Origin of the sequence: Pseudomonas anuradhapurensis (genome assembly GCF_014269225.2) — a bacterium.
GTDB lineage: Bacteria > Pseudomonadota > Gammaproteobacteria > Pseudomonadales > Pseudomonadaceae > Aquipseudomonas > Aquipseudomonas anuradhapurensis.
Genome location: NZ_CP077097.1, coordinates 771,768 through 783,881, shown reverse-complemented (window position 1 = coordinate 783,881; position 12,114 = coordinate 771,768). Strand labels below are relative to the sequence as shown.

7 protein-coding genes and 1 pseudogene are annotated in these 12,114 nt (G+C 63.9%); 5 read left to right on the top strand and 3 right to left on the bottom strand.

The annotated features are described in order from the left end of the window. Window positions 1-204 precede the first annotated feature (204 nt). The 4 genes from HU763_RS03570 to HU763_RS03555 all read left to right on the top strand — a co-directional run bounded on the left by HU763_RS03570 (window position 205) and on the right by HU763_RS03555 (window position 3,636). Complete coding sequence (locus HU763_RS03570) at window positions 205-693, top strand: DUF3015 domain-containing protein (RefSeq protein ID WP_186689238.1); 489 nt, start codon at window positions 205-207, stop codon at window positions 691-693. Window positions 694-767: 74 nt separating this feature from the next. Then, window positions 768-2,621, top strand: coding sequence for an Lnb N-terminal periplasmic domain-containing protein (locus HU763_RS03565; RefSeq protein WP_186689241.1), 1,854 nt, complete (start codon window positions 768-770; stop codon window positions 2,619-2,621). Between the two features lie 94 nt (window positions 2,622-2,715). Beyond that, window positions 2,716-3,072 (top strand): hypothetical protein, encoded by a 357-nt coding sequence (locus HU763_RS03560; protein WP_186689245.1) that lies wholly within the window; start codon window positions 2,716-2,718, stop codon window positions 3,070-3,072. 66 nt (window positions 3,073-3,138) lie between these two features. Next, window positions 3,139-3,636, top strand: a complete 498-nt coding sequence (locus HU763_RS03555; protein WP_170028196.1) for a GreA/GreB family elongation factor — start codon at window positions 3,139-3,141, stop codon at window positions 3,634-3,636. Between the two features lie 403 nt (window positions 3,637-4,039). On the opposite strand, the gene gdhA is transcribed toward HU763_RS03555, so the two are convergent. The 3 genes from gdhA to HU763_RS03540 form a co-directional block, all read right to left on the bottom strand. After that, window positions 4,040-5,380 (bottom strand): NADP-specific glutamate dehydrogenase, encoded by a 1,341-nt coding sequence (gene gdhA / locus HU763_RS03550; RefSeq protein WP_170028195.1) that lies wholly within the window; start codon window positions 5,378-5,380, stop codon window positions 4,040-4,042. 313 nt (window positions 5,381-5,693) lie between these two features. Further along, window positions 5,694-7,361, bottom strand: coding sequence for an energy-dependent translational throttle protein EttA (gene ettA / locus HU763_RS03545; RefSeq protein ID WP_170028194.1), 1,668 nt, complete (start codon window positions 7,359-7,361; stop codon window positions 5,694-5,696). A 230-nt stretch (window positions 7,362-7,591) separates the two neighbouring features. Further along, window positions 7,592-7,993: a hypothetical protein gene (locus HU763_RS03540; RefSeq protein WP_186689247.1), complete on the bottom strand. Its 402-nt coding sequence runs from the start codon at window positions 7,991-7,993 to the stop codon at window positions 7,592-7,594. A gap of 1,094 nt (window positions 7,994-9,087) precedes the next feature. On the opposite strand from HU763_RS03540, the pseudogene HU763_RS03535 reads away from it, so the two are divergent. Continuing rightward, window positions 9,088-12,072, top strand: a pseudogene (locus HU763_RS03535) (bifunctional diguanylate cyclase/phosphodiesterase); the annotation flags it as partial. Window positions 12,073-12,114: the final 42 nt, after the last annotated feature.

Genomic DNA, 12,114 nt, shown 5'->3' with positions numbered 1-12,114 from the left:
CCGCGCGCGCCTTGCAAGGCTCCGCGGGACTTTATCTCCAGCCGCAGCGGGTCATCTGAGAGCAAATTTTTCGCAATCAGCAACGCAACCTTTAGATCGTGCCTAAACTCCAAGCTGCGCGGGTGGGTGAAAAGCTTTCCCGACCTGGCAACCGAGTTGCCAGAAACCCTGACCCTTGGTTAAGTCAAATAGAGAACAAATGCTATGAAACGGATTCTTCTGGGTACTCTGTTCACCGTAGTTTCTCTCAACGCCATGGCCGAAGCGCCAGGTGGCCCGAACTGCGGCTGGGGCAACATGCTGTTCGAAGGCCAGCGCGGCACTCCGGCACACTTCCTGGCTTCTACCACCAACGGCACCTCCGGTAACGCTACCTTCGGCATGACGTCCGGCACCAACGGTTGCTCGACCAAGGCTTCGCTGACCTACGGCGGCAAGTCCTGGTTCGCCATGAACGGCATGATGAACGAGCTGTCCGAAGACATGGCCCTGGGCCAGGGCGAAGCACTGACCACCTATGCCGTGGTACTCGGCGTAGCGCCGGAAGACCGCGGCTACTTCGCAGCAGTCACCCACCAGCACTTCAACCAGATCTTCAGCAGTGCCGACGTCACTGCCGAAACGGTCCACAGCAACACCCTGGCCGTTCTGAAGAACGATCCACGCCTGGCCAAATACGCTACCGAGGCCTAAGCGCAGCTGCCCCCGCCCCGGCTACGGGGCGGGTTTCGCCTTTTTTCGGCATCGTTGAGAAGTAGTTGCCCGACATGCTCAAACGCCTCGTTTCCCTGGCGCTGTGTGCCTGCGCCCCTGTACATGCCGCACCGTTGCTGGACCAAGGCCGTCTCCAGCAACTGGCCAACACCCCCTACTGGACTGCCCTGGGCCACTACGAAACCGCCAAGCTCGGTGGCTGGCGCAGCTATGTGGACGATGACGCATTCTTCCTCGCCGAGGACGGCGCGCACCACCCCGACCAGGAGCTGCAAGCCACCGTCGAAGCGCTGTACGCCCCGGCCAGCCTCGGCGACCAGCACGCCCAGTGCCGGTTCCCGGCGCGTACCCGCTGGCTGCGCGAACAGCTCGACCTGCAAGGCTTGCCACAGCCGGCCTGCCAGGAATTCACCACCTGGTACCAGTCGATCGACCCGCACAGCGCGGCGCTGATCTTTCCGGCGGCGTACCTGAACAGCCCGTCTTCGATGTTCGGCCATACCTTGCTGCGCATCGACCAGTCGAAAACCCGCAGCGACGACACCACGCTGCTGAGCTACGCGATCAACTTCGGCGCCTATATCGAAGGCAGCGACAACAGCATCCTGTATGCCTGGAAAGGCCTGATGGGCGGCTACCCGGGGCTGTTCGCGCTGATGCCCTACCAGGAAAAACTCTCCGAGTACCGCAGCCTGGAAAACCGCGACCTGTGGGAATACCAGCTGGACCTGACGCCAGCAGAGACCGGGCGCATGGTCGAGCATGTGTGGGAGCTGAAGCAGATCCAGTTCGACTACTTCTTCTTCGACGAAAACTGCTCGTATCGCCTGCTGGAGTTGCTGCAGGTAGCCCGGCCGAGCCTGGACCTGACCTCACAGTTCCCGCTGACCGCCATCCCCACCGACACGGTGAAGGCCGTGAAACAGTCCGGCCTGGTCGCCAGCGAGACGTACCGCCCCTCTCGCGAACGTGAACTGCTGGCCCGGGCCGAGCCACTCGATCACGACGAAAAACGCCAGGTGCTGGCGGTAAGCGCCGACACCGCGCAACTACAGAGCCGCGAATTCAAGGCCCTGCCCCCCCAGCGCCAGGCGCTGGTGCAGGATGCCGCGTACCGCCTGGAGCGTTACCGCGCCAATGGCCAGGAGCGCGACCCTGGGCAGGCCAAGCGCAGTTTCGAACTGCTGCGGGCGATCAACAGCAACCCGCCACCGCCCCTGCAGATCGAGCGCCCGGGCCTGCCCGAGGACGGCCACGACTCGCGCACCTGGCAGCTGGGCGTGGGCACGCGCGAAGACCGCGCCTATGCCGAATACGGCCTGCGCATGGCCTACCACGACCTGAATGACAACGCTTATGGCTTTCCGCTGGGGGCGCAGATCGAGATCCTGCAATTGAAGGTGCGCCAGTACGAAGGCAACGACTGGCAGGTACAGCGCCTGGACCTGGCCACCATCCGCTCGCTGACCCCGCGCAACGAGTTGCTGCAGCCGTGGTCGTGGCAGGTGGCCGGCGGGCTGGAACGGGTACCGGGCAAGCATGATGACGAAGTGCTGGTGAGCCATGTGAATGGTGGAGCCGGTGGCACCTGGCAGCTGGCGGACGGGCTGCTGGGCTTTGCCCTGGGCACGCTGCGAGTCGAGCACCACAACGACTTTGCCCAGTTCATCGCCCCGGCGGCGGGGTTCAACAGCGGGCTGCTGTGGCGCAACGGGCTGGGCAACATGACGCTCGAGGCCAAGGGGGATTACTTCACCAATGGCGAAGTGCGACGCAGCGTGAGCCTGAACCAGCAGTGGGAAATCAGCCAGAACCTGGGGCTGCGCCTGAGCGCCTCGCGCGAGTTCAGCCACCTGGCAACGGCGCAGAACGAGGTGATGCTGGAACTGAAGTGGTACCACTACTGAGTGTGAACCAACCGACTCTTTGACACTGTTTTGACAGCTCCCCGACAAATCGCCACCTAGACTTTCCGGTATCTCTCCGAAGGTCCAGGTGGTCATGTCGCGGTATTGGTCGGGCTTGTGCATTGCCTTGTTGCTGGCGGGTTGCGAAACGACCCACGAACAGCTGGTCGACCGGGGTTATCCCCCCGCATTCGCCGACGGCTATGAAGATGGCTGCAGCAGTGGCCGCCAGGCGGCCGGGCTGATGGTCGGCGACTTCCGCAAGGATGTACCGCGCTACCTGCACGACCGGCAGTACGAATCGGGCTGGGACGACGGCTTCCGCCAGTGCCAGGCCATGCAGAACAGTGAAGAACAGCGCCAGTACCACGAGCGTTTCTGGGACGAGCGTGAACGCGAATGGCAACAGGAAAAGGATCGCGGCGCTGCCAAGGCTTATCGGCACGACTGAGTCGCAATCGGACATTCCTTGAAACCGGCAGCCAGCCATGATGGTCTCCTGCACAAGGAGGTATCCATGAGCCGAGCATTCGTCAACGAAGACCAGGCCGCCGCCCAGGCCGACCAGCCGGTCGAGCGGCGGGTCAGCGAACAACCCAACTACGTGACCGCCAGTGGCCTGCGCCAGCTGCAAGACCGCGTGGCCGAGCTGAATGCCCTGCGCAACGAGCTGCAGGCACAAGGCGAGCGCGGCGACAAGCAGCGCCTGGCCGATACCGAGCGGGACCTGCGCTATTTCAACGCGCGGCTGCAGAGCGCCCAGGTGGTCGCGGCGGCGACGTCGCGGAGCAAGGTGCAGATCGGTAGCCGGGTGCGCTTTGTCGATGCCCAGGACCAGGAGCATGTGGTGCGGCTGGTGGGCGAGGACGAGGCGGATGCGGGGCGCGGGTTGATCAACTGGGGTTCGCCGCTGGGGCGGGCATTGCTCGGGGCCGGGCCTGGAGATGAAGTGCTGTGGCGACGGCCGGCGGGAGAGCAGATGATCGAGGTAGTCGATATCGAGGGCGAGGATTGAAGGCCAGGGGGCTGCTTTGCAGCCCATCGCGACGCAAGGCCGCTCCTACAGCAAACCCCGACAACCTGGGTGACCGCGGCGCTTGTAGGAGCCAGGGGGCTGCTTTGCAGCCCATCGCGACGCAAGGCCGCTCCTACAGCAAACCCCGACAACCTGAATGACCGCGGCGCTTGTAGGAGCCAGGGGGCTGCTTTGCAGCCCATCGCGACGCAAGGCCGCTCCTGCAGCAGACCGCGACAACCTGGATGACCGCGGCGCTTGTAGGAGCCAGGGGGCTGCTTTGCAGCCCATCGCGACGCAAGGCCGCTTCTACAGCAAACCCCGACAACCTGGGTGACCGCGGCGCTTGTAGGAGCGGACTTGCGTCGCGAAAGGGCCGCAAAGCGGCCCCGGCACGCTCGAATCAGACCACGCCTTGCGCCAGCATCGCATCCGCCACTTTCACGAAGCCGGCGATGTTCGCACCCTTCACATAGTTGATCCGGCCATCGGCCTCTTCACCGTAGTGCACGCACGCATGGTGAATCGACTGCATGATGTTGTGCAGCTTGCTGTCCACCTCACCGGCGCTCCACAGCAAGCGCATGGCATTCTGCGACATCTCCAGCCCCGACACAGCCACGCCGCCGGCGTTGGAGGCCTTGCCAGGCGCGTAAAGAATGCCGGCGTCCAGGAAGATATCCACAGCCGCGAGGGTGGTCGGCATGTTGGCGCCTTCTGCCACGCAGATGCAGCCATTACGCAGCAGGGTGCGGGCGTCTTCGACGTCCAGCTCGTTCTGCGTGGCGCACGGCAAGGCGATGTCGCACGGCAGGTTCCATGGGGTCTGGCCCTGGCGGAACTCCAGGCCGAACTGGGCGGCCAGTTCGCTGATGCGGCCACGCTTGACGTTCTTCAGCTGCATGACCGCTTCCCACTGGGCGTCGGTCAGGCCGGCCTCGGCGTACAGGGTGCCTTCGGAGTCGGACAGCGAGATGACCTTGCCGCCCAGGTCCATGACCTTGCGCGCCGCATACTGGGCCACGTTGCCCGAGCCGGAAATCGCCACGCGGCAACCATCGATGCGCTTGTCCTGGCGCTTGAGCATTTCCTCGGCGAAGTACACGCAACCGTAGCCAGTGGCTTCCGGGCGGATCAGGCTGCCGCCATAGGTCATGCCCTTGCCGGTCAGCACCGAGGTGAACTGGTTGGCCAGGCGCTTGTACTGGCCGAACATGAAGCCGATTTCGCGGGCTCCTACGCCAATGTCACCGGCCGGCACGTCCAGGTCGGCGCCGATGTGGCGGTACAGCTCGCTCATGAACGCCTGGCAGAAGCGCATCACTTCGGCGTCGCTCTTGCCTTTCGGGTCGAAGTCCGAGCCACCTTTGCCGCCGCCCATGGGCAGCGAGGTGAGGGAGTTCTTGAACACCTGTTCGAAAGCCAGGAACTTGAGTACGCCGAGGTTGACCGACGGGTGGAAGCGCAGGCCGCCCTTGTACGGGCCGATGGCGCTGCTCATCTGGATGCGGTAGCCGCGGTTGACCTGCACCTTGCCTTGGTCATCGACCCAGGACACGCGGAACAGCACGGCGCGCTCCGGCTCGACCATGCGTTCCAGAATGCCGGCCTGCAGGTAATGTGGGTTGGCTTCGAGGAACGGCCACAGGCTGCGCAGCACTTCTTCCACCGCCTGGTGGAATTCGGGCTGGGCCGGGTCGCGTTGCTTCAGGCGCGCGAGGAAATTGTCGACGGATTCGATCATGGTAGACATCTCACCAAGAGGATTGGACTTATTGGTTTTTTCCCGAATGTACCAAGAAGCCATCGCACCGGAACAGGGCGAAATGTCGTTTTTTTGAAATTATTTGGTGCGTTTTCTATAAGTGTATACAAAACCAAATGTCGGCGGCGGCTTCTTCGCGGGCTCGCCCGCTCCCACAGGCCCATTACAGACCTGAGGTTCCAAGGGCTGCTGTGGGAGCGGGCATGCCCGCGAATGAAGCCAACTCCAGTTTCCAGCCAGGCACAAAAATGGGGCCTGACAAGGCCCCATTATTGTGCATCTGAATACCGGCTTACTGGGCCAGCTTCTTGTGCCGTACACGGTGCGGCTGGGCAGCGGCATCACCCAGGCGCTTCTTGCGGTCGGCTTCGTACTCGGTGTAGTTGCCTTCGAAGAACACCACGTTCGAGTCGTCTTCGTACGCCAGGATGTGGGTGGCCACACGGTCCAGGAACCAACGGTCGTGGGAAATCACGATCGCGGCGCCCGGGAAGTCCAGCAGGGCTTCTTCCAGCGAACGCAGGGTTTCGACGTCGAGGTCGTTGGACGGTTCGTCGAGCAGCAGGACGTTACCGCCCTCCTTCAGGGTCAGGGCCAGGTGCAGGCGGCCACGCTCACCACCGGACAGGTCCTTGACGAACTTCTGCTGGTCGCCACCCTTGAAGTTGAAGCGGCCCACATAGGTACGCGACGGGATCTCGTAGTTGCCGATGCGGATCACGTCGGAACCGTCGGAGATCTGCTGGAACACGGTCTTGCTGCCGTCCAGGTCTTCACGGCTCTGGTCGACGCAGGCCAGCTGCACGGTTTCACCGATCTCGATGCTGCCCGAGTCCGGCTGCTCCTTGCCCATCAGCATGCGGAACAGGGTCGACTTACCGGCACCGTTACCACCGATCACGCCGACGATGGCGCCTTTCGGCATGGCGAACGACAGGTTGTCGATCAGCACGCGGTCGCCGTAGCCCTTGGTGACGTTCTTGAACTCGATCACCTTGTCACCCAGGCGCGGACCGGCCGGGATGTAGATCTCGTTGGTTTCGCTGCGCTTCTGGAATTCCTGCGATTGCATTTCCTCGAAGCGCTGCAGACGGGCCTTGGACTTGGACTGGCGGGCCTTGGCGCCTTTGCGCACCCATTCCAGTTCCTCTTTCATGGCCTTTTCATGGGCGCTCTGCTGCTTCGATTCCTGCGCCAGGCGCTCGGACTTGGCTTCCAGCCAGCCCGAGTAGTTGCCTTCGTACGGGATGCCGGCGCCGCGGTCCAGTTCCAGGATCCAGCCGGCGACGTTGTCGAGGAAGTAACGGTCGTGGGTAATCGCTACCACGGTGCCCGGGAAGTCGTGCAGGAAACGCTCCAGCCAGGCCACCGAGTCGGCATCCAGGTGGTTGGTCGGTTCGTCCAGCAGCAGCATGTCGGGGGCCGACAGCAGCAGGCGGCACAGGGCCACACGGCGCTTTTCACCACCGGACAGGTGCTCGATGCGCGCATCCCAGGCCGGCAGGCGCAGGGCGTCGGCGGCAACGTCCAGCTGGCGCTCCAGGTTGTGGCCGTCGGCGGCCTGCAGGATGGCCTCGAGCTTGGCCTGCTCGGCAGCCAGCTTGTCGAAGTCGGCATCGGGTTCGGCATAGGCGGCGTAGACCTCGTCCAGGCGTGCCTGGGCGTCCTTGATCACGCTGACCGCTTCCTCGACCACTTCACGCACCGACTTGTTCGGGTCCAGTTGCGGTTCCTGCGGCAGGTAGCCAACGTTGATGTCGGGCATCGGACGGGCTTCGCCGTCGAATTCCTTGTCGACGCCCGCCATGATCCGCAGCAGGGTCGATTTACCGGCGCCGTTCAGGCCGAGCACGCCAATCTTGGCGCCCGGGAAGAACGACAGGGAAATATTCTTGAGAATTTCCCGCTTCGGCGGCACGACTTTGCTCAGCCGATGCATGGTGTAGACGTATTGAGCCAAAACCAAGCCCTCTAATCAGATAGGTAAAGACATCGACGATCGCCCCGGCACGCTGGCCAGGGGGATGTGCTTACGGGGTGTCATTGAACAAAGTCGACCATTCTACGCCAACGCGCAGCGTTGCACAGGAGGGGCCGATGGTGGGGTGATCCCCAGGGGAAAATGGTTGCCAGTACCGGCCTCTTCGCGGGCTCGCCCATGAAAGGGCCGGCACAACAGCCGAAGCGGGCTCAGACGTGACGCTGCTTGGCCTTGCCGCGGGGCAAGCGGCAACGGTCGCCCTGCTCGGCCAGGCGCGCAGCCCAGGCTGCCTTGACACTGAAGCCAGCGGCACGGGCCGGTTGTTGTTGCGCCGCCTTGGCCGGCTGCGCAGCAGGCACGCTGACCACCCTGGCGGCCGGTTTGCTGGCCGCGGCTACGGCAACTGCCGGCTCTGCTGCCGCCTTGGCGGTCTTGCGCAGTTCCGCCAGCGACGGGCTCTTGCTCTTGGCGGCAGTGGCCGCCTCGGGTTTGCTCAGCGAACGCTGGCAAGACTTGCAGGATACGTCCTCGGTCACGGCAGTGCTGACAAGGGTCTGACTGCTGCGCCCGCAGGCGGAATCGAGGCCATTGGAGGAAAAGTGAGTAACCAAAACCGAACATCTCCGATGCGTTGTCATGTGAAGCGGGCGCTATTCTCGCACAGGTCGCAGGGGCTTGCCGAACCACACGGCAGGCACCACCGGTCACATTGGCTGGCACTTTGCCATAATCCTAGGCATGCTAGCCCGTTTCGGGTGTCCGGCCTTATAGTGCGCCACCGCAGTCTGGCAACCAGATACCGGCACGTACCGTGCATCATCAACCCCTGCCATCGCCAGCCCAATCGCAGGATCAACGCTTGACCAATCTCACTCATCCGCCGTCATTGCGTTCCGCGCCCCAGGCGCCCGCTGCCTCCCTGCGCGGGTCGATCAAGGGTGCGTTGGCGCTGCTGGCCCTGATCCTGCTGGGTTTGCTGCTGTGGCAGTTGTTCGCCCAGTTCAGCCATACCCAGGCCGACCTGCGCAAGAAAACCCTGGAAGGCACCGCCGAGCTGGCCGACCACCTCAGCCTGAACCTGGCGTTCAAGGCCCAACAGGCCACGAATGTGGTGCAGCCCTACGCCAATGTACCGACGCCCACGGCCCTGCCCGCCGTGCTGGCCGGTTTGCGCGAACACCTGCCGGACCTGCAGAGCCTGGCCTGGCTGGATGCAGCCGGGAAGCTGCAGGCCGACAGCCTTGCCGGCAGCCCCGACCGCCAGTCGATTGACGAATTGCTCAAGCTGAGCCAGGGCAGCCCGTATTTCTTCACCAATTCGGCCAACAACAGCTCCGTCTACCTGTTACTGCGTCAAGGCTCCGATGAGCACAGCGGTTATTGGCTGTTGCGCCTGGCGCCAGCGTACTACCGCCCGCTGATCACCTACCTGGATGGCCCCGGCCGTCCGCTGTGGCTGCTGGAAAACAGCCGCAGCGGCGAAGTGCTGCAGCGCCATGCGCCAACCCCTGGCAGCAACGCGCCGCTGCAGAGCGTGATGCTGGCCTTCATCGATAACAGCACCTGGCAGCTGCGCGGCCTGTTCGACGCCAAGCTGGCGCGCCAGACCCTGCTGCCCGCGCTGCTGGGCAAATGCCTGCTGGTGCTGTTCTGCGCCATGCTGCCGGTTGTGGCGCTGATCAACATGCGCCGTCGGCAACGGGCGCTGCAGGAAGACCGTCGGCGCTACCAGGAAATTTTCGAGGGCACCGGCGTGGCCTTGTGCGTGCTCGATCTGTCCAGCCTGCCCGGCGAGCTCGACCGCTACCACCTGCGCAACCGCGCCGCGCTCAAACACAGCCTGGCCCTCGACCCGAACCTGCGCCGCTCGCTGCTGCTGGAGCTGAAGATCACCGAGATCAACCAGGTGGCACGCCAGTTGTTGAACATCGAGTGCCACCAAGGTGCCTGGCAGCGCCTGATCGACGGCACCGGCGATGGTCGCGACAGTGTGGGCATGCAATTGATCGATGCATTGATCGAGCAACGCGAGTTGCTGGAGCTGGAAGTGCGCCTGCCGGCCCCCCTGGGCGGCGAACTGCACTTGTGGCTGATGGCTCGCTTGCCGCAACAGCGCCGTGATTACCAGGCAGTGATCCTCAGCATCAGCGATATCACCAGCCGCAAGCAGGTTGAACTGTCGTTGCTGGAGCGCGAAAGCTTCTGGTCGGACGTCGTGCGCACCGTGCCTGACCAGTTGTACGTGCAGGACGTGCTCAGCCAGCGGATGATCTTCAGCAACCGCCATCTCGGCCAGACTCTGGGCTACGACCGTACCGAACTGGCGCAGATGGGCGACCGCTTCTGGGAGCTGCTGCTGCACCCCGAAGACGCCACGCACTACCAGGCACTGCGCCGCCAGCAGCGCGACAGCGGCCATGACCAGCCGCTGCACTGCCAACTGCGCTTCCGTCATCGCGATGGCGGCTGGCGCTGCTACGACATCCGCGAACAGGTGCTGACCCGTGACGCCGATGGCCTGGTCACACGCATCATCGGCGTGGGCAAGGACGTGACAGTGCAGATCGAAGCCAGCCAGTCACTACGCGACAGCGAGCAGCGTTACCGCATGCTCGCCGAGAGCATCAGCGACGTGATCTTCTCCACCGACAGCCGGCTCCAGCTCAACTACGTCAGCCCCTCGGTGCAGAGCGTGCTGGGCTACCAGGCCGACTGGATCTTCACCAATGGCTGGCAGTCGATCATCGCCAACCCGGCGCAGCTGACCGGCATCTACAGTTTGATGGAGCGCGTCAGCAAGGCCATGGGCGACCCCGCGCTGCTGGCCCAGCTGCGCAGCCAGTTGCCAACCCAGCTGTTCCTGTTCGACTGCCTGCGCGCCGATGGCCGCAAGATACCCATCGAACTGCGCCTGGTGCTGGTGTGGGACGATGACCAGCACTTCGAAGGCGTGCTCGGGGTGGGCCGCGACATCAGCCAGCAACGCCGTGCCGAAAAAGACCTGCGCATGGCTGCGACGGTATTCGAGCACTCGACATCGGCGATTCTCATCACCGACCCGGCCGGCTATATCGTGCAGGCCAACGAGGCGTTCAGCCGCGTCAGTGGCTACGCCGTCAGCGAGGTGCTCGACCAGTTGCCGGGCATGCTCACCGTCGACGAACAGCAGGAAGGCCACCTGCGCTATGTGGTCAAGCAGCTGCACCAGCGCGGCAGCTGGGAAGGTGAAGTGTGGCTCAAGCGCCGTGACGGTGACCACTACCCAGCCTGGGTCGGCATTACCGCGGTGCTGGACGACGAGGGCGACCTGGCCAGCTACGTGTGCTTCTTCACCGACATCAGCGAGCGCAAGGCCAGCGAACAGCGCATCCACCGCCTGGCGTACTACGACGCCCTCACCCACCTGCCCAACCGCACGCTGTTCCAGGACCGCCTGTACAACGCCCTGCAACAGGCCGAGCGGCAGAAGGCCTGGGTGGTGCTGATGTTCCTCGACCTGGACCGTTTCAAGCCGATCAACGACTCCCTCGGCCACGCCGCCGGCGACCGCATGCTCAAGGACATGGCCCAGCGTTTGCTGGCCTGCGTGGACGACGACGATACCGTGGCGCGCATGGGTGGCGACGAGTTCACCCTGCTGCTGCAACCACGCGCTACCCGCGAGATCGCCCTCAACCGCGCGATTCACGTGGCCGAGAACATCCTCGCCAGCCTGGTGCGGCCGTTCGTGCTGGAAAACCGCGAGTTCTTCGTCACCGCCAGTATCGGCATCGCCCTCAGCCCGCAGGACGGCAGCGAACTGAGCCAGCTGATGAAGAACGCCGACACCGCCATGTACCACGCCAAGGAACGCGGCAAGAACAACTTCCAGTTCTACCAGGCCGAGATGAACGCCAGCGCCCTGGAGCGCCTGGAGCTGGAGAGCGACCTGCGCCATGCCATGGAGCAGAACGAGTTCATCCTCTACTACCAGCCGCAGTTCAGCGGCGATGGCAAACGCCTGACCGGTGCCGAAGCCCTGCTGCGCTGGCGGCACCCGACCCGCGGCCTGGTGCCACCGGGCGATTTCATCCCGGTGATCGAGGAGCTGGGCCTGGTGGTGGACGTGGGCGACTGGGTGCTGCGCGAAGCCAGCCGCCAGCTCAAGGCCTGGCACAAGGCCAAGGTGCGTGTACCGAAGGTATCGGTGAACATTTCTGCGCGGCAGTTCTCCGATGGCCAGCTGGGCACGCGCATCGCCAGGGTCCTGCAAGAGAGCGGCCTGCCGCCGGCGTGCCTGGAACTGGAGCTGACCGAAAGTATCCTGATGCGCGAGGTGAACGAAGCGTTGCAGATTCTCGCCGGCCTGAAAAACCTTGGCCTGAGCATCGCGGTAGACGACTTCGGCACCGGTTATTCGTCGCTGAACTACCTCAAGCAGTTCCCTATCGACGTGCTGAAGATCGACCGCACCTTCGTCGACGGCCTGCCAGAAGGCGAGCAGGATGCGCAGATTGCCCGGGCGATCATCGCCATGGCCCACAGCCTCAACCTGGCGGTGATCGCCGAAGGCGTGGAAACCCACGAGCAACTGGAATTCCTTCGCGAGCATGGCTGTGACGAAGTGCAGGGCTACCTGTTCGGGCGGCCGATGCCGGCGCATCAGTTCGAGGCGCAGTTCGCCAACGAGACGTTGTTCATGTTCAATTGAGCCGGCCCTCTCCTGGCATACGCGGGCGCTTGCAGGAGCGGA